General features: G+C 32.6%; 19 protein-coding genes and 1 tRNA gene. 18 read left to right on the forward strand and 2 right to left on the reverse strand.

The genetic code is table 11. From position 1 onward, the window contains the following. The 9 genes from BB045_RS09640 to BB045_RS09680 all read left to right on the forward strand — a co-directional run bounded on the left by BB045_RS09640 (position 1) and on the right by BB045_RS09680 (position 10,564). Positions 1-2,352: an endonuclease MutS2 gene (locus BB045_RS09640; protein ID WP_070581270.1), complete on the forward strand. Its 2,352-nt coding sequence runs from the start codon at positions 1-3 to the stop codon at positions 2,350-2,352. 195 nt (positions 2,353-2,547) lie between these two features. Further along, a complete protein-coding gene (gene trxA / locus BB045_RS09645; RefSeq protein WP_011276093.1) occupies positions 2,548-2,862 on the forward strand; it encodes a thioredoxin in 315 nt (104 codons plus the stop codon). 97 nt (positions 2,863-2,959) lie between these two features. Beyond that, entirely contained in the window at positions 2,960-4,747 is a 1,788-nt protein-coding gene (gene uvrC, locus BB045_RS09650) for an excinuclease ABC subunit UvrC (RefSeq protein WP_075140723.1), read from the forward strand. A gap of 379 nt (positions 4,748-5,126) precedes the next feature. Further along, a complete protein-coding gene (locus BB045_RS09655) occupies positions 5,127-5,741 on the forward strand; it encodes a succinate dehydrogenase cytochrome b558 subunit (protein ID WP_075140718.1) in 615 nt (204 codons plus the stop codon). A gap of 123 nt (positions 5,742-5,864) precedes the next feature. Then, positions 5,865-7,631, forward strand: coding sequence for a succinate dehydrogenase flavoprotein subunit (gene sdhA / locus BB045_RS09660; RefSeq protein ID WP_053016987.1), 1,767 nt, complete (start codon positions 5,865-5,867; stop codon positions 7,629-7,631). Next, positions 7,631-8,479 (forward strand): succinate dehydrogenase iron-sulfur subunit, encoded by an 849-nt coding sequence (gene sdhB, locus BB045_RS09665; RefSeq protein ID WP_070440219.1) that lies wholly within the window; start codon positions 7,631-7,633, stop codon positions 8,477-8,479. Before sdhA ends, sdhB begins: the two co-directional genes overlap by 1 nt. Positions 8,480-8,656: 177 nt before the next feature. Next, complete coding sequence (gene racE, locus BB045_RS09670; RefSeq protein ID WP_037549449.1) at positions 8,657-9,457, forward strand: glutamate racemase; 801 nt, start codon at positions 8,657-8,659, stop codon at positions 9,455-9,457. Between the two features lie 16 nt (positions 9,458-9,473). Next, on the forward strand, positions 9,474-10,055 hold the full coding sequence (locus BB045_RS09675) for an XTP/dITP diphosphatase (protein WP_075140719.1): 582 nt from the start codon (positions 9,474-9,476) through the stop codon (positions 10,053-10,055). Beyond that, the gene (locus tag BB045_RS09680; protein ID WP_070440215.1) at positions 10,055-10,564 is read left to right on the forward strand and encodes a YfcE family phosphodiesterase; all 510 of its coding nucleotides are present in this window, start codon (positions 10,055-10,057) and stop codon (positions 10,562-10,564) included. Before BB045_RS09675 ends, BB045_RS09680 begins: the two co-directional genes overlap by 1 nt. 405 nt (positions 10,565-10,969) lie before the next feature. Here BB045_RS09680 and BB045_RS09685 read toward each other — a convergent pair. Continuing rightward, a tRNA-Arg gene (locus tag BB045_RS09685) sits at positions 10,970-11,043 on the reverse strand. An 832-nt stretch (positions 11,044-11,875) separates the two neighbouring features. On the opposite strand from BB045_RS09685, the gene BB045_RS09690 reads away from it, so the two are divergent. The 4 genes from BB045_RS09690 to BB045_RS09705 all read left to right on the forward strand — a co-directional run bounded on the left by BB045_RS09690 (position 11,876) and on the right by BB045_RS09705 (position 13,204). Next, a complete protein-coding gene (locus tag BB045_RS09690; protein WP_011276028.1) occupies positions 11,876-12,010 on the forward strand; it encodes a phenol-soluble modulin PSM-beta-3 in 135 nt (44 codons plus the stop codon). 58 nt (positions 12,011-12,068) lie between these two features. Then, positions 12,069-12,203, forward strand: a complete 135-nt coding sequence (locus BB045_RS09695; protein WP_011276027.1) for a phenol-soluble modulin PSM-beta-2 — start codon at positions 12,069-12,071, stop codon at positions 12,201-12,203. A 64-nt stretch (positions 12,204-12,267) separates the two neighbouring features. Further along, on the forward strand, positions 12,268-12,402 hold the full coding sequence (locus BB045_RS09700; RefSeq protein WP_070582045.1) for a phenol-soluble modulin PSM-beta-1: 135 nt from the start codon (positions 12,268-12,270) through the stop codon (positions 12,400-12,402). Between the two features lie 109 nt (positions 12,403-12,511). Continuing rightward, positions 12,512-13,204, forward strand: coding sequence for a YjjG family noncanonical pyrimidine nucleotidase (locus BB045_RS09705; protein WP_070582046.1), 693 nt, complete (start codon positions 12,512-12,514; stop codon positions 13,202-13,204). Between the two features lie 83 nt (positions 13,205-13,287). On the opposite strand, the gene BB045_RS09710 is transcribed toward BB045_RS09705, so the two are convergent. Then, positions 13,288-13,731 (reverse strand): N-acetyltransferase, encoded by a 444-nt coding sequence (locus tag BB045_RS09710; RefSeq protein ID WP_070440621.1) that lies wholly within the window; start codon positions 13,729-13,731, stop codon positions 13,288-13,290. A gap of 190 nt (positions 13,732-13,921) precedes the next feature. Here BB045_RS09710 and bshC point away from each other — a divergent pair, with 190 nt between their 5' ends. From bshC to BB045_RS09735, 5 genes are all read left to right on the forward strand, one after another. Next, positions 13,922-15,535 carry a bacillithiol biosynthesis cysteine-adding enzyme BshC gene (gene bshC / locus BB045_RS09715; protein ID WP_070582047.1) on the forward strand — a complete coding sequence of 538 codons (1,614 nt, stop codon included), beginning with the start codon at positions 13,922-13,924 and terminating at the stop codon, positions 15,533-15,535. A gap of 141 nt (positions 15,536-15,676) precedes the next feature. Next, a complete protein-coding gene (mraZ, locus tag BB045_RS09720) occupies positions 15,677-16,108 on the forward strand; it encodes a division/cell wall cluster transcriptional repressor MraZ (RefSeq protein ID WP_070582048.1) in 432 nt (143 codons plus the stop codon). Between the two features lie 14 nt (positions 16,109-16,122). Continuing rightward, entirely contained in the window at positions 16,123-17,058 is a 936-nt protein-coding gene (gene rsmH, locus BB045_RS09725) for a 16S rRNA (cytosine(1402)-N(4))-methyltransferase RsmH (RefSeq protein WP_033080059.1), read from the forward strand. 13 nt (positions 17,059-17,071) lie between these two features. Then, positions 17,072-17,473 carry a cell division protein FtsL gene (gene ftsL, locus BB045_RS09730; protein ID WP_070582049.1) on the forward strand — a complete coding sequence of 134 codons (402 nt, stop codon included), beginning with the start codon at positions 17,072-17,074 and terminating at the stop codon, positions 17,471-17,473. Continuing rightward, entirely contained in the window at positions 17,454-19,769 is a 2,316-nt protein-coding gene (locus tag BB045_RS09735; RefSeq protein WP_070678601.1) for a penicillin-binding protein, read from the forward strand. The genes ftsL and BB045_RS09735 overlap by 20 nt, the downstream gene beginning before the upstream one ends.

Consider the following 19,769-nt stretch of genomic DNA (forward strand, 5'->3'; position numbering starts at 1 on the left):
ATGAGACAAAAAACATTAGACGTCTTAGAATTTGATAAAATCAAGTCATTTGTAGCTTCGGAAACAATAAGTGACTTAGGGCGTGAAAAAGTGTCTAAGATGTCTCCAGCCACTGACTTTGAAACAGTAGAATTTCAAATGAATGAGACAGATGAAATTTCACAAATTTATAATAAACATCGTTTGCCAAGTTTAAGTGGTTTAGCCAAAATTTCACCATTGATTCATCGTGCAAATATAGGTGGCGTATTAAATGTTACAGAGCTAAATTTAGTTAAACGTTTAATTCAAGTTCAAAATCAATTTAAGACATTTTATAATCAATTATTAGAAGAAGATGAACAAGTTGTTAAGTATCCAATTTTGAATGATAAAATGAACCAATTACCAATTTTATCGGATCTTTTCCAAGAGATAAATGAAAAATGTGATACACACGATTTATATGATAGCGCAAGTTATGAATTGCAAGGTATACGAAGTAAAATTTCAAGTACAAACCAACGCATAAGACAAAATTTAGACCGTATCGTTAAAAGCCAATCCAATCAGAAAAAATTATCTGATGCTATTATAACGGTACGCAATGATCGTAATGTTATACCGGTTAAAGCTGAATATCGCCAAGATTTCAAAGGGATTGTTCACGATCAATCTGCCTCTGGACAAACGCTTTATATAGAACCATCATCGATTGTAGAAATGAATAATCAAATCAGTCGTTTACGAAATGATGAGGCAGTAGAACGTGAGCGAATTCTAACAGAATTAACAGGTATGGTTGCTGCCGAAGCAGATGGTTGCTTAATTGCTGAATCAGTCATGGGACAAATTGACTTTTTAACAGCTAAAGCACGATATGCACGCTCAATTAAAGGAACGAAACCTACGTTTTACAAAGATAGAACCGTTTATTTACCTAATGCATATCATCCACTATTAAATAAAGATACGGTTGTAGCTAATACAATTGAATTTGTTGATGATATTGAAACTGTCATAATTACAGGTCCAAATACGGGTGGTAAAACGGTTACATTAAAGACACTTGGATTAATTATTATTATGGCACAATCAGGATTGCTAATTCCGACATTAGATGGTAGTCAGTTAAGTGTCTTTGAAAATGTTTATTGTGATATAGGTGATGAGCAATCAATTGAACAATCACTATCCACTTTTTCTTCACATATGAAGAATATTGTGGAAATTTTGCAAGAGACAGATAAAAATAGTTTAGTTTTATTTGATGAATTAGGTGCAGGTACTGATCCAAGTGAAGGTGCAGCGTTGGCGATGAGTATCTTAGATCACGTTCGTGAAATAGGTTCATTAGTAATGGCTACAACACATTATCCAGAATTGAAAGCATATAGCTATAATCGTAAAGGTGTCATGAACGCTAGTGTTGAATTTGATGTTAATACGTTAAGTCCCACGTATAAATTGTTGATGGGTGTACCTGGTCGTTCTAATGCATTTGATATCTCCCGCAAATTAGGACTTAGCTTAGGTATTATTAATAAAGCTAAGACCATGATTGGGACAGATGAACAAGAAATTAATTCAATGATTGAATCTCTTGAAAAGAATTCAAAACGTGTTGATGAACAACGAATAGAGTTAGATAGACTTTTAAAAGAAGCCGAAATAACACATGACGATTTAGAGCAACAATACGAGCAGTATAAAAATTATGAGAAAAGATTGATGGATGAAGCTAAAGAAAAAGCAAATCAACGTGTTAAATCTGCTACTAAAGAAGCGGATTCAATCTTAAAAGAGTTAAGAACATTACGTGATCAAAAAGGTGCAGATGTCAAAGAACACGAACTTATTGATAAAAAGAAACAATTAGATGATCAATATGAAGAGAGATCAATAAAACAAGATGTACAAAAACAAAAATATGATGAAATACATGAAGGTGACGAGGTCAAAGTATTATCATATGGTCAAAAGGGCGAAGTATTAGAACTTGTAAATGAAGAAGAAGCAGTTGTTCAAATGGGTATTATTAAAATGAAATTACCTATTGAAGACCTTGAAAAAACTAAAAAGAAAAAAGAGAAACCAACTAAGATGGTAACTCGACAAAATCGTCAAACAATTAAAACTGAATTAGATTTACGAGGTTATCGTTATGAGGAAGCGGTTGGCGAATTAGATCAATATATTGACCAAGCTGTCTTGAGTAATTATGAGCAAGTTTATATTATTCATGGTAAAGGTACCGGTGCACTCCAAAAAGCCGTACAGAATCACTTGAAAAAACATAAAAGTGTTAAATCATATCGTGGTGGTATGCCAAGTGAAGGTGGTTTTGGTGTGACAGTAGCTGAACTTAAATAAGGCATAATAAAGTGTAAGCAGTGTTGTTGATTTTTTTAGAAAATAACGTACAATTAAGCCAGTGAAAATAAAAGGAAATGAGTGAGATTCGATAATTATTGACAGACAGTTAATAAGTGAGCAACTCCAATGCACGTACTACTAAAGTCTGTTATAATTTGCTCATCATTCAAAATTTAAGGAGGATTGGCATTTATGGCAATCGTAAAAGTAACGGATTCAAACTTTGATGAAAATATTCAATCAGGCGTTAAATTAGTTGATTTCTGGGCAACTTGGTGTGGACCTTGTAAAATGATCGCACCAGTTTTAGAAGAATTAGCTGGAGATTATGATGGAAAAGCTGATATTTTAAAATTAGATGTTGATGAAAATCCATCAACAGCAGCTAAATTTGAAGTAATGAGTATCCCAACTTTAATCGTATTTAAAGACGGTGAACCAGTTGATAAAGTAGTAGGTTTCCAACCTAAAGAAAACTTAGCTGAAGTATTAGATAAACATCTTTAAGAATAATTTGAACGTATATGAGACTGGGGCATTACATAGAATGTAATAGCTCCGTCTTTTTTATATGTAGTTAATTTTATGGGAAGGAGGATAAATGTTGTTAGACTACAAAGAGAAAATTAAAAATAAATTAAGTGTAGTTCCATTTGAACCGGGTTGTTACTTAATGAAAGATCGTAATGATCTAGTGATTTATGTCGGCAAAGCCAAGCGTTTAAGAAATAGATTACGTTCATACTTCACAGGTGCACATGATGCAAAAACTACTCGGTTGGTAGGAGAAATCCGAAATTTTGAATTTATAGTAACTTCAAGTGAAACTGAATCCTTGCTTTTAGAATTAAATTTAATTAAACAGTATCAGCCTCGCTACAATATTCTATTAAAAGATGATAAAAGTTATCCATTTATAAAAATTACTAAAGAAAAGCATCCAAAGTTAATTGTTACGCGTACAGTTAAAAAAGGTACTGGAAAATATTTTGGACCATACCCTAATGCTTATTCAGCTCAAGAGACAAAAAAGTTATTAGACCGTATTTATCCTTTTAGAAAATGTGATAAAATGCCTGATAAATTATGTCTTTATTATCACATTGGACAGTGTATGGGACCATGTGTATATGATGTTGATCAACAAGTTTATGCACAAATGACTCGTGAAATAAGTGATTTTTTAAATGGTGAAGATAAAACTATACTTAAAAATTTAGAAGATCGTATGATGGATGCTAGTGAAAAATTAGATTTTGAACGTGCAAAAGAATATCGTGATTTAATACAACATATTCATAATTTAACTAAAAAACAAAAAATTATGTCATCTGATAATACGATTCGAGATGTGTTTGGTTATAGTGTCTCTAAAGGATGGATGTGCATTCAAGTCTTCTTTATTCGTCAAGGTAATTTGATACAAAGAGATGCTACAATGATTCCTTTACAACAGCAATCTGAAGAAGAAGAATTTTATACATTTATAGGTCAATTCTATAGTTTAAATCAGCATATATTACCCAAAGAAGTACATGTTCCTAAAAATTTAGATAAAGATATGATTCAATCTGTAGTAGATACTAAAATTGTACAGCCAGCTCGTGGCACAAAAAAAGAAATGGTAGATTTAGCAAACCATAATGCGGAAGTCGCTCTTGAAAATAAATTCGAGCTAATTGCTAGAGATGAATCACGTACGATAAAGGCAATAGAGGAGCTCGGTGAACGAATGGGTATACAAACACCTATTCGTATTGAAGCATTTGATAACTCAAACATACAAGGTGTAGACCCTGTGTCTGCTATGGTAACCTTTGTTGATGGAAAATCAGATAAAAAAGGTTATAGAAAATATAAAATTAAAACAGTTGATGGACCTGATGACTACAAATCAATGAGAGAAGTTGTTCGTCGTAGATACACACGTGTTCTAAATGAAGGCTTACCGTTACCTGATTTGATTATAGTTGATGGTGGGAAAGGACATATGTCAGGTGTATTAGATGTTCTAGAGAATGAACTAGGACTGGATATTCCGGTCGCTGGATTAAGAAAAAATGATAAACACCAAACGTCAGAGTTACTTTATGGAACAAATGCAGAAGTTGTACCATTGAAGAAGAATAGTCAAGCATTCTATTTATTACATCGAATTCAAGATGAAGTACACCGTTTCGCAATTACATTCCATCGTCAAACACGTCAAAAAACAGGATTACAATCAGTATTGGACACTGTTGATGGAATTGGAAGTAAACGCAAGACAAGTTTGTTAAGAACATTTGGATCGATTAAGAAAATGAAGGAAGCGAGTGTAGAGGATTTGAAGAAAGCAGGACTTCCTGAAAAGGTTGCACTAAACTTGCAGCAAGCATTATCAAATGATTAATTAAAAAAAGGGCTATGAGAATTATTCTCATAGCCCAAAAACATATAAAAAATGTTACAATACAGTTAACAAAAAGTTTGTTTTTTTAAGAAAGTATGGAAGCGTTTTCTAATTGAGAAACATTATCATTAAAGTGTATTTATTAATGATTAATGTAATACTAGCATTCCTCATTAAAACAAATATGATTTATTTACTTTTTTAAGTGCTACTTGTTTACATAGTTCTTAATTGAACCGATATTTATTGATTATTGTCACAATAATTTAACAATGGACAAGTACTAAAAAAATAGTAAATCATTATGATGTTTCTTGATTGTAAAGACTTTCTTATAAATAAACTATTTAAATCAATAGTTTTACAGGGGGGACTCCTTTTGGCAAAGTCTAAAAATGAATTCTACCTTAGACGTGTTCACTCATTACTAGGTATTATTCCAATTGGTGCATTTTTAGTTGTTCATTTAATTGTGAACCATCAAGCAACACAAGGGGCAGAGGCTTTTAATAAGGCGGCTGGCTTTATGGAATCAATTCCATTTTTATTAGCAGTTGAATTTTTATTAATTTATATTCCAATTTTATATCACGGTTTGTATGGTATTCACATTTCATTTACAGCTAAAGAAAATATCGGTCATTATTCTTTATTTAGAAACTGGATGTTTGCATTACAAAGATTTTCAGGTATTGTGACATTCGTATTTATCTTCATGCATTTATGGCAAACTACAATTCAAAAATACTTCTTTGGTAAAGCAGTTGATTTTGAATTGATGCACAAAACACTTGAAAATCCAATTTGGGTTATCGTATATATCGTTTGTGTATTATGTGTTATTTTCCATTTCTCAAATGGTTTATGGTCATTCTTTGTAACATGGGGATTCTTACAATCTAAACAATCACAACGTGTATTTACTTGGATCTCTTTAATCGTATTCTTAGTTCTAGGATACATTGGAGTATCTGCAATTTTCGCATTTGTATAAAACACAATTTGTAATCATATATAGTACGTTGAATTTTAGATAAGTATTTATATCACGTACTTATCAAATGAGCTTAAGCAATTACGTTAAGCTATCGATATATTTTAGGGGAGTGACTTTTCTATGGCAGAGAAAAAAATTATTGTTGTCGGTGGAGGACTTGCTGGTCTGATGTCAACAATTAAAGCTGCAGAACAAGGTGCGCATGTAGATTTATTCTCAATTGTACCTGTTAAACGTTCGCACTCTGTTTGTGCCCAAGGTGGTATTAACGGTGCGGTAAATACCAAAGGTGAAGGGGATTCTCCTTGGATTCACTTTGATGATACAGTTTATGGTGGGGACTTCTTAGCAAACCAACCACCTGTTAAAGCTATGGCTGAAGCTGCTCCATCAATCATTCATTTATTGGACCGTATGGGCGTTATGTTTAGTAGAACAAAAGAAGGGCTATTAGACTTTAGACGTTTCGGTGGTACGCTTTATCACAGAACTGCTTTTGCAGGTGCAACTACTGGTCAACAATTATTGTACGCGCTTGATGAACAAGTACGTTCATTTGAAGTAGATGGATTAGTAACTAAGTATGAAGGTTGGGAATTCCTAGGAATTGTCAAAGATGAGGACAATGCTGCAAGAGGCATCGTAGCTCAAAATATGACAACTTCTGAAATTAAATCATTTGGTTCAGATGCCGTTATTATGGCAACTGGTGGACCTGGTATCATTTTCGGTAAAACAACAAACTCAATGATTAATACAGGTTCAGCGGCATCAATTGCATACCAACAAGGTGCTAAATATGCAAATGGTGAATTTATTCAAATTCACCCAACAGCTATTCCTGGTGATGATAAATTACGCCTAATGAGTGAATCAGCACGTGGTGAAGGTGGTCGTATTTGGACATACAAAGACGGTAAACCTTGGTACTTCTTAGAAGAGAAATATCCTGATTATGGTAACTTAGTACCTCGTGATATTGCAACGCGTGAAATCTTTGATGTTTGTATCAATCAGAAATTAGGTATAAACGGGGAAAACATGGTTTACCTTGATTTATCTCATAAAGATCCACATGAATTAGATGTTAAACTTGGTGGTATTATTGAAATTTACGAGAAATTTACGGGTGATGACCCACGTAAAGTTCCAATGAAAATTTTCCCTGCCGTTCACTATTCAATGGGTGGCTTATACGTAGACTATGATCAAATGACTAATATTAAAGGATTATTTGCAGCTGGGGAATGTGATTTCTCTCAACATGGTGGTAACCGCTTAGGTGCCAACTCATTATTATCTGCAATCTACGGTGGTACTGTAGCTGGTCCTAATGCAATAAAATATGTTGAGAATGTAGAAACAACATATACTGAATTAGATGACAGCATTTATCAAAAACGTGTCGATGAAGAGCAAGAACGCTTTGATAAATTATTAAATATGCGTGGAACTGAAAATGCATATAAACTTCACCGTGAACTTGGTGAAATTATGACAGCGAACGTAACAGTTGTTCGTGAAAACGATAAATTATTAGAAACAGATAAAAAAATCGTTGAATTAATGAAACGTTATGAAAATATTGATATGGAAGATACACAAACTTGGAGTAACCAAGCTGTATTCTTCACTCGTCAATTGTGGAATATGTTAGTTTTAGCACGTGTAATTACAATTGGGGCTTACAATCGTAACGAATCTCGTGGCGCACATTACAAACCAGAATTCCCTGACCGTAATGATGATGAATGGTTAAAAACAACATTAGCTGAATATCAAGGTAGAGAAGAAGCGCCTAAATTCACTTATGAACCAGTTGATGTAAGTTTAATTCCACCACGTAAACGTGACTATACAAGTAAGTCTAAAGGAGGTAAAAAATAATGGCTGACAATCAATCAGTAAAAGACACTCCCGAAGAACTTCGCCAAAACGATAATAATACAAATGAAAAAGAGCAAAAAGAACCAAAACAAAAATCAATCAAGTTGATTATCAAACGACAAGATAATCAAGATTCTAAACCGTATGAAGAAACGTTTGAAATTCCTTATAAAGAAAATATGAACGTAATCGCATGTTTAATGGAAATCAGACGTAATCCAGTAAATAATAAAGGTGAAAAAACAACACCTGTTACATGGGATATGAACTGTTTAGAAGAAGTTTGTGGTGCTTGTTCAATGGTCATCAATGGACGTGCTAGACAATCATGCTCAGCAATTGTTGATCAATTAGAACAACCTATACGTCTTGAACCAATGAGTACTTTCCCTGTTATTCGTGACTTACAAGTGGATCGTACTAGAATGTTTGATAACTTAAAACGTATGAAAGCTTGGATTCCTATTGATGGTACGTATGATTTAGGACCAGGACCACGTATGCCTGAGAAAAAACGTCAAACAGCTTATGAGTTATCTAAATGTATGACGTGTGGTGTTTGTTTAGAAGTTTGTCCTAATGTTACTCAAAATAATAAATTCGTTGGTGCTCAGGCAATTTCTCAAGTTCGTTTATTCGACTTACATCCAACTGGTGCAATGACTAAAGACGAACGATTAGACGCTTTAATGAGTGCTGGCGGTTTGCAAGAATGTGGTAATTCTCAAAACTGTGTAAATGCTTGTCCGAAAGGTATTCCTTTGACAACTTCTATCGCAGCTATGAATAGAGAAACAACATTCCATATGTTTAAATCATTCTTCGGTTCAGACCACAAAGTAGATTAATATATACATTTAATTATAATTTGAAAAGTAGTTAATGATTCTTAATTGAATTGATTAACTACTTTTTTCTTTATAAAGCTTTTTAAGATATGTATATGAATGCTTAATCGGATTAGTCAAACTCTTAGCATGTATATGATAAAATAAATGTATTATGTGTTATAAGGATGAATGAAGATGAACAAACCAATTGGTGTTATAGATTCAGGTGTAGGTGGTTTGACAGTTGCTAAAGAAATCATGCGTCAATTACCCAACGAAACAATTTACTATCTAGGGGATATTGCAAGATGTCCTTATGGTCCAAGACCTGGTGATGAAGTTAAACAATTTACTACTCAACTTGCTAATAAATTAATGCAATTTGATATTAAAATGCTTGTAATAGCTTGTAATACAGCTACCGCTGTAGCATTAGAACATTTGCAACAATTGCTGCCTATTCCAGTTATTGGAGTTATTGAGCCAGGGTCAAGAACAGCCATTATGACTACTAAAAATCAAAATGTTTTAATTTTAGGGACTGAAGGAACAATTAAATCTGAGGCGTATAGACATCATATTAAGCGCATTAACCCAAACGTACATGTTTATGGTGTAGCTTGCCCTGGGTTTGTTCCACTAGTTGAACAAATGCGCTACGATGACCCTACAATTACAAGTATTGTCATTCATCAAACGTTAAAGCAGTGGAGAAATACTGATGCAGATACGATAATTTTAGGATGCACACACTATCCATTGTTATATAAGCCTATAAATGATTATTTTGGAGGAGAGAAAAAAGTTATTTCCTCTGGATTAGAAACAGCACGTGAAGTTAGTGCTTTATTAACTTTTAGTAATGAACATGCGAGCTATACACAACATCCAGAGCATAGATTCTTTGCTACTGGAGATACAGTACATATTAAAAATATCATTCTACAATGGTTAAAATTAGATGTTGAAGTTGAACGCATCAGTGTAGATGAATAATCAAGGAGGAATATGAATGACAGACATCGTAATTGCTACAAATAATAAAGGTAAAATTAATGATTTTAAATCAATTTTTCCCAATGACAATGTGATAGGTATATCAGAACTAATAAAAGACTTTGATGTAGAGGAAATGGGAACAACTTTTGAAGAGAATGCACGATTAAAGTCTGAAGAAGCTGCAAAAGTATTGAATAAACGTGTGATAGCAGATGATAGTGGATTAGAGGTATTTGCTCTAAATGGCGAACCTGGCGTTTATTCAGCTAGATATGCAGGATTAGATAAGAGTGATGATGCTAATATTGATAAATTATTAAAGAATTTAGATAGTATCGAAAATCGAGATGCACAATTTGTTTGCGTCATTAGTATGAGTGCACCTAATGAAACTACTCAAACTTTCAAAGGTACTGTTTCTGGAGTGATTACTACTGAAAGACAGGGCGAGCATGGTTTTGGTTATGATCCTATTTTCTATGTGCCTGAAAAAGGTAAAACTATGGCTCAACTTACTGCAACAGAAAAGAGTAAAATCAGTCATAGAGGTAATGCAATTAAAAAATTGAATGCTTATTTGGAGAGTGAAAAGTAATGACAAAGTGGCTTATCGTCAGTGACAATCATACAGAATCTGGTATTTTATATCACTTATATGAAGCGCATAAGGATGCTGATGTTTTATTACATTTAGGGGATTCAGAATTTGAATATAATGATACTGAACTAAGCCTATATAGAAGAGTAAAAGGGAATTGTGACTTTTATCCTGAATTTCCTAATGAAGAAGAAGTGGAAATTAAAGGTTTAAAGGCTCTATATACTCATGGACATTTGTATTCAGTAAATCAAACTCGTATGCATTTAGCACAAAAAGCTAAATCTCAGGGATGTCAATTTGCATTTTATGGTCATACTCATGTTGCAAAATATGAGCATTTAGATGGTGTACATGTCATAAATCCAGGCAGTATATCACAATCTCGCAGTGGTATTGAAGAAACGTTTGCCGAACTCATTATTGATGAAGTGAATGGTAGGGCTATTCTAAATTATAGAAATCGAGATAATCATATTATAGAAACGATTGAATTTGAACTTTGATATATAGACACTTAAGCATTTAATTAACTCCTGAGTGTTTATTCCAATACATATAATATTGGTTAATAGAATATTAATATTGAATGGAGTTTTTAAATTGAGAAGTGAAAAACTAACGTCTTTAACGTTTTATTTTGCAATAGTCACTTTGGTCATTTCAATAATTAATTTAATACTTACATTTAAAAACTAAATTTTTTAGGTAAAAAAGTTGTTGATCACGTGTCAAATACGTGTCAAAAATTTTTAAACTAACAACATAATAATATTATCTTAGAAACTCGTCATAACATGGCGGGTTTTTCTATTTTTGGTGCAGTTTAGCTTAGTTACAAGACAAAATAAAAAGAACGCCGTCATAACAGCGTTCTCAACCTAAAAATATATGTAATTTTTAGTTAATGACGTCCTGGGAGGGATTCGAACCCCCGACCGATGGCTTAGAAGGCCATTGCTCTATCCAGCTGAGCTACCAGGACATAAATTTTTAACACAAGAATTATTATAGCTAAAGAAACCTTATTTAGCAATAGCTTTAATATAAAAAAAGTTTATATTTTTCACTAATTATGTGTATTTGTAACTTATATCGACTATGTGCAAGTGCAATAAGACATAAAGTCGAGCAATTGAATGAATATCGTCAAGCCATATGGACGCAGAAGTAATCAAATGTATAGAACCAATAGGAAGCATTATAAGCAACTATGAACAAACTATAAACATCTATGAAGGAATAAAGTAATAAATAGATCCTAAGTGTTGAAATTATTCTCATCTATTATTCATATACTCAATCCAATTACAAAATAAAAGTATCATGATAAATAGTGAAATACAGAAATGAATAAAGTTGCAATGACTAACATTACGATTAATTAAATAGTTGAAAAGGACTAGAGTATATTCACTTGTCTGTTTAGATAAATGGTTGTAATGAGAATCCTTGACTTGCAATGGTCTCTTAGTAGGTTAAAGCGTTTATAAAACAAGGTGAATTTTAAAGAAATATAAAGCTAATGTAAAGGTCTTGTAAACGTTTGCGGAATTGTCAGATTTTGCACAACATATTTGAATGCCTAAGTGTGTTTTATGTAATCAAAGGTCTACAGTTTTGATGTCTAATTTATAAGTTAAGAAAGATAGAACGCAAATAGCATAAATCACTATATAGTATAAGTAACAAAACGATAGGTAAACAAAAACTTACCAATTAATCGTTTTTGGTTTTAAGAAATAGCTTAATGTATCTATTGAATTTTATACATTAAGATTTAAATACTTTAAATAAAAAGAAATGGAGCGATTTAAATGTCAAAATTAGTACAAGCAATTTCAGATGCAGTTCAAGCAGGCCAAAACCAAGATTGGGCTAAATTAGGTACAAGCATTGTAGGTATCGTAGAAAACGGTGTTGGCATTTTAGGTAAATTATTCGGATTCTAAGTTCGACAGATAACATTTATTGAAAATATAAATAAACATTATAAAGGAGATAGTAATCATGGAAAAAATCGCAAACGCAGTAAAAAGTGCAATTGAAGCAGGTCAAAACCAAGACTGGACTAAATTAGGTACAAGTATTTTAGATATCGTTTCAAACGGTGTAACTGAATTAAGTAAAATCTTTGGTTTCTAATTTAACGTTTATTTTAAAACTTAGTTTAAATCTTAAAAAATTATAGAGAAATGGAGAGATAAATATGCAAAAATTAGCAGAAGCAATTGCAGCAGCAGTACAAGCAGGACAAGATAAAGACTGGGCTGAAATGGGTACAAGCATCGTAGGTATCGTAGAAAACGGAATCAGTGTTTTAGGTAAAATTTTCGGCTTCTAATTTGAAATTTTAATTATCATGGACCAGGGCAAGCGCTCTGGTCTTTTTTAATTTATAAATATATTTCTGTTAAAATAGATTTTAGAAAATAAACGTTAAGGATGAAAATATGAAATATAATACAATATTATTAGACTTCGATGATACATTAGTTGATTTTTATGATGCTGAAGATAAAGCTTTTCACAATATGGCCAAACATTATCATCATTACCCAACAGCAGAAGACTTTCAATTTTTTAAACAAATTAATCAGGCACATTGGGAGGCTTTTCAAAAGAATAAACTAACTAAAGAAGAAGTTCTTTCACACAGATTCATTGAATATTTTAATCATTATGGGATTGAAGTGGATGGTAAACAAGCAGATGTTACTTTTAGGGATGAATTAGCTAAAGCACCCATTAAGCATTTTGATTCTACTCTAGAAACGATAGATCGATTAGCTCAAAACAATGAGCTTTATATTGTTACTAATGGTGTTACAGATACTCAAAAAAGACGTATCGCACAATTACAATTTAAAGACACATTTGATGATGTATTTATATCAGAGGAAACGGGTTATCAAAAGCCAATGATTGAGTTTTTTGATTATGTGTTTGAAAAAATTGGTAAGGACAAACGAAAATCTACCATTATTGTTGGTGATTCATTAACTTCAGATGTATTAGGTGGAAAAAATGCGGGAATAGCTACATGCTGGTTTAATGTAAGAAATAAAAAGAATAATTCTGATATAAATCCAGATTACGAAATTAAATCATTGAGTGAATTAGTTGATTTAATTGAAAATGAGTAAAAACATTTTATGCAAAAAAGTTGGAGTGGTAAAGATTCTGATAGAACTTTTATCACTCCGTAGTTTTTCCATATTATAATTAATTATTTAGGAGACCATACGAGTACATCATGACCTTCAGGATTTTTAGCGTGTACATCCTCAAAATCTTGATTCATTAAAAAATCTTTAGAATTTTGACGTGCAATGGCTTTGATAGGCATATGATAAGATTTTGCATAATCAATGAGTGACTGACCGTACCCTTTATTTTTATAGTTATTTAAAACTTCTAATTTCCAAAGTAGTAAATAATCATCGAATTCTGGAAAGTAAATTTCCTCAACGTCACCCTTTTTTAGTAAAGCCATTCGGGCAACAAGGTTTTCACCGTGAAAGATGCCATAGAATGGTGATTCAGAACTGGCATCGATCATTTGGCCTTGTAGTTCTTCAACCATGTATAAATCTTTGTTACCGAATTCTCTAAAAGCCTCAAACAATTCGTCTGTTTTATAATTAATTTCAAGATGTTTTACTTCACTCATTTGCGTTATCCCCCTTATTTCTTTTGTTATATTATAACTTAAATAATATGTAAATTTCATTCAATTGTATTTTCAGGACGAAAGGGTAAATTTCACTTCAAAAATTATAAATTTTTAAGCCGTTAAATTGTCATATAATGCTATAATCTTTATACTATATGAGTAATAGCTATGTTGAAGGAGTATAGATATGGATTGTCGAGTAACTCATTTTAAAGAAAAAGATTCATTTATTTCAAAATTAAAAGAAAGTGATAAAAGTTTATTAGAATTTTATCAATATAACCCAGTTGAGACAGCTAGTTTCACGACTAGAATGAAACGTGCTAATAATGGTAGAGAAAAACAATTAGCACAAATCATTAAAGACTATATGGCGGATTTGAAATTAACTACTTCTCAGCTAGAGCATATTGAGGCGCTTGAACAAGGAGCTAAAGTAGTTATTGGAGGTCAACAATCAGGATTGTTTGGGGGACCTTTATACACTTTCCATAAAATTCTTTCGATAGTAACGTTAAGTAGTCAACTAACTAAAGAATACGGTGAAACGGTTATTCCTGTGTTTTGGATTGCTGGAGAGGATCATGATTTTGATGAAGTGAATCATACGTATGTTTATAATGTGAAAGAGGCGCAATTAAAGAAAGTGAAGTACCATACAATGACGCCTCCAGAAACAAATATTTCAAGATATACTCCTGATAAGGAAGCTATGCTTAATGCATTAAATCTTTTCTTCGAAGAATTAAAAGAAACTAAACATTCTAAACCTTTATATAGATTATGCGTGGATATTATTAATGAGTTTGATACTTGGACTGATATATTTAAGGCTTTATTGCATACGGTCTTTAAAGAACACGGTGTGCTACTCATCGATGCACAGAACGATAAGCTTAGACAACTTGAAAAACCATTACTCAAAGAAATAGTAAATAATCATTCTAAAATTAATCAAGTATTCAGACAAACACAAGAGCAAACCATTGCATCGGGATTAACACAAATGATACAGACAGATACTAATGTACATTTGTTCCTTCATGAGGATGGTATGCGTCAATTAATATCAAAAGAAGATAATCATTTTAAATTAAGTAAATCTGATATTACCTACTCTGAAGATGAATTAATTGAATTAATAGAGACAGAGCCGGAGCGTTTCTCAAACAACGTCGTTACGAGACCAGTCATGGAAGAATGGCTATTTAATACAGTAGCATTCATAGGTGGTCCAAGTGAAATTAAATATTGGGCAGAACTAAATAATGTATTCAAATTACTTAATGTAGAAATGCCAATAGTTATTCCACGTATGAAGATGACATATATGATGGAAAGAACACAAAAACTACTTAAACAATATAGCCTTAATGTTGAAAAAGTTATTCAAGATGGTATCGATGATGACAAAAATGAATTTGTACGTGAAAAAGCTTCCGATATGTTTATACAACAAGTAGAAGAATTGAAAGCAAAACATGAAAATGTGTATCAACAATTATTAAATGAAGTTAAGGAAAATCAAGATAATTTCAATTTAGTAACTAAAAATGAAGAAATTCATAATAAACAATTTGATTATTTACTGAAACGCTATTTGTTAAATATTGAACGTGAGAATGATATTAGTATGAGACAATTTAGAGAATTGGATTTAGTATTACATCCTCACCACGGATTACAAGAAAGAATCTGGAATCCACTACAAATTATGAATGATTTTGGGATTGATGTGTTTAGTCCCTCCACTTTCCCACCACTTGAATACACATTTGATCAAATCATCATTAAACCTTAATAAATCAAGCTTTAAACCTATTTTATCGAAATGATAAAATAGGTTTTTTTGTATGAAAAAAAGAATTTTAAGATATTTTACAGAATTAGTGGAGGATAGTGGGGATATGTGGTAAATTATAAATAAGGTGAGGTGATAATAATGTTCATGGGAGAATACGAACATCAACTTGATGCTAAAGGACGTATGATAATTCCATCTAAGTTTAGATATGACTTAAACGAACGTTTTATTATCACGCGAGGCCTTGATAAATGTTTATTCGGTTACACACTTGAAGAGTGGCAACAAATAGAAGAAAAAATGAAAACCTTACCTATGACAAAGAAAGACGCACGTAAGTTTATGCGTATGTTCTTCTCAGGTGCCATCGAAGTGGAATTGGATAAGCAAGGGCGTATTAACATTCCTCAAAATTTGAGGAAGTACGCTAGTTTAATTAAAGAATGTACAGTAATAGGTGTTTCAAATCGAATTGAAATTTGGGATAGAGAAACTTGGAATGATTTTTATGATGAATCTGAAGAGAGTTTCGAAGATATTGCTGAAGATTTAATAGATTTTGATTTTTAATGGAGGAATAAGTCGTGTTTCATCATATTAGCGTCATGCTTAACGAAACAATTGATTATTTAGACATCAAAGAAGATGGTATTTATGTAGACTGTACGCTTGGTGGCGCGGGTCATGCACTCTATTTATTAAATCAATTAAACGATGACGGTAGATTAATTGCGATTGATCAAGACACTACAGCATTAGATAATGCTAAAGAGGTATTGAAAGATCATCTACATAAAGTCACGTTCGTACATAGTAACTTTAGAGAATTAACTGACATTTTAAAAAACTTAAACATTGAAAAGGTAGACGGAATTTATTATGACTTAGGCGTTTCTAGTCCACAGTTGGATGTTCCAGAGCGAGGATTTAGTTATCATCATGATGCTAAACTTGATATGAGAATGGATCAAACGCAGCAACTTAGCGCATACGAAGTAGTCAATCAATGGCCATATGAAGCACTTGTTAAGATTTTTTATCGCTATGGTGAAGAGAAATTTTCTAAACAAATAGCGAGACGAATTGAAGCACATCGTGAACATCAGCCTATTGAAACTACATTAGAGCTAGTTGACATCATTAAAGAAGGCATTCCTGCTAAAGCTCGAAGAAAAGGTGGTCATCCTGCAAAGCGTGTATTTCAAGCTATACGTATTGCCGTTAATGACGAATTATCTGCATTCGAAGATTCAATTGAGCAGGCAATCGAGCTTGTAAAAGTTGGAGGCAGAATTTCAGTAATCACTTTCCACTCTTTAGAAGACAGATTATGCAAACAAATGTTTCAAGAGTATGAAAAGGGTCCTGATGTGCCTAGAGGGTTACCAATTATTCCTGAAGCTTACACACCTAAACTCAAGAGAGTAAATCGCAAACCAATTACGGCAACGGATACAGATTTGGATGAAAATAACAGAGCGCGCAGTGCTAAATTACGTGTTGCAGAAATTTTAAAATAAGGAGTAATTGACGATGGCTGTAGAAGAAATATATGAACCATATGAAGACGTCCAGCACAATAGTATACCGAAACAACAACCTCAATCGGAACCACAAACAAGAACAGTTACTAAGAAGGTTGTAGTTCAACTCACAAGATTTGAGAAATACTTATACATAACACTTGTTACTGCAATTGCAGTTATTGCTATTTATATGCTATCTTTAAAAATGGATGCGTATGATACGAATAGAAAGATTGCAGATTTAGACTCCAAAATTGAACAACAATCAAGTGAAAATAGCGCAATTCAATCTGAAATTAAAAAAAGTTCTTCTTACCAACGCATTTACGACAAGGCTAAAGCACAAGGTATGAGCCTAAATAACGACAATGTAAAGGTAGTGCGTACAAATGGCGAAGCGAAAAATTAAAATTAGAAAAAATAAATTAGGAGCAGTCCTCCTTGTTGGTATATTCGGACTGCTCTTTTTTATATTGGTTTTAAGATATTCATATATTATGATCACAGGGCATTCTGATGGACAAGATTTAGTAATGCGAGCGAATGAAAAATATTTAGTTCAAAACAATGAACAAGCTGAACGAGGCAAGATTTATGATAGAAACGGTAAAATTCTTGCCGAAGATGTCGAAAGATATAAAGTTGTAGCGGTAGTCGATAAGAGCGCAGGTAAAAGTGGAGAAAAACCTCGCTATGTAGAGGATAAAAAGAAGACAGCTAAAGAACTTTCTAAAATTATAGACATGAAACCGGAAGAAATTGAAAAACGACTTAATCAGAAAAAAGCATTCCAAGTGGAATTTGGTCAAAAAGGAACTAATTTAACTTATCAAGATAAACAGAAACTGGAAAAAATGGACTTACCAGGTATTACATTATATCCAGAAACTGAACGTTTTTATCCAAATGGTAATTTTGCGTCTCACTTAATAGGAATGGCACAAAAAAATCCAGATACAGGCGAATTAAAAGGTGCACTTGGTGTTGAAAAAATCTTTGATAGTTATTTAAGTGGAACTAAAGGTGCATTATCTTATATACAAGATATATGGGGATATATTGCTCCAAATACTAAAAATGAAAAATCACCTAAACGTGGTGATGATGTTCATTTAACAATTGATTCAAATATACAAGTATTCGTTGAGGAAGCATTGGATGATATGGTTAAGAGATATCAACCAAAAGATTTATTTGCTGTTGTCATGGATGCTAAAACAGGTGAAATCTTAGCATTCAGTCAACGTCCTACGTTTAATCCTGAGACAGGTGAAGATTTCGGAAAAAAATGGGCGAATGATTTATATCAAAATACGTATGAACCAGGTTCTACTTTTAAATCATTTGGTTTAGCGGCAGCTATACAGGAAGGTAAGTTTGATCCTAAGAAAAAATATGAGTCTGGACATCGTGATATCATGGGTTCTAGAATTTCCGACTGGAATAAAACTGGTTGGGGCGAAATTCCAATGTCATTAGGCTTTACTTATTCTTCAAATACGCTGATGATGCACTTACAAGACTTAGTAGGTGCTGACAAAATGAAATCATGGTACGAAAGATTTGGTTTTAACAAACCAACTGGTGGTCTGTTTGATGGTGAAGCAGAGGGTAATATTGCTTGGTCGAATGAATTACAACAAAAAACGTCAGCATTCGGGCAATCTACAACTGTTACGCCGGTACAAATGATTCAGGCGCAATCTGCTTTCTTTAATAAAGGGAATATGCTTAAACCATGGTTTGTGGATAGTATTAAAAATCCAATTTCCAAAAAGACATTCTATCAAGGCAAAAAAGAAATTGCTGGCAAACCAATTACTGCTTCTACCGCAAGTAAAGTGGAAACAGAATTAGATAAAGTAGTTAATAGTAAGAAGAGTCATGCGATGAATTATAGAGTAGATGGTTATGATATTGAAGGTAAGACAGGTACTGCCCAAGTGGCGGATGAAAAAAACGGCGGATATGTTAAGGGTGAAAATCCATACTTTGTAAGTTTCATTGGTGATGCGCCTAAGAAAAATCCCAAAGTTATTGTTTATGCCGGTATGAGCTTAGCTCAAAAGAATGATCAAGAAGCTTATGAAATGGGTGTAAGTAAGGCTTTCAAACCAATTATGGAAAATACACTTAAATATTTAAATGTAGGTTCTAAAAAAGATGAAACTAAATCTGCACAATATTCAAAAGTACCAAATGTAACTGGACAATCTACTGAAAAAGCAAAAGAAAGTTTGAAATCTGAAGATTTACAAGCAACCGTTATTGGTAATGGAGATAACGTCAAATCTCAATCAATTAAAGCCAATAAAAAATTATTGCCTAATAGTAAGGTGCTCTTGTTAACTGATGGTGATATTACAATGCCAAATATGAAAGGTTGGACAAAAGATGATGTACTTGCCTTTCAAGAATTAACCGGCATTAACGTTACAACTAAAGGTAGTGGATATGTAACAAAACAATCGGTTAACAATGGAACCACATTAAAAGACAATAGTAAGGTTGAAATTGAATTATCTCCAGAAGATCCTGACGATACATCGACGAATACAAATGACAATGAGACAACATCAAATGACTCTTCTAATAAAGATAAAGCTAGTTCTTCAGAGGATAAGGGAAAAAACAATAAGAATGATACTTCGACCTCTTCTGAACAAGAACAACAGACAAACAATAGTCAAGATTCTAACGATTGA

Origin of the sequence: Staphylococcus sp. MB377, from assembly GCF_001922505.1 — a bacterium.
In the GTDB taxonomy this organism is placed as follows: Bacteria; Bacillota; Bacilli; order Staphylococcales; family Staphylococcaceae; genus Staphylococcus; species Staphylococcus haemolyticus.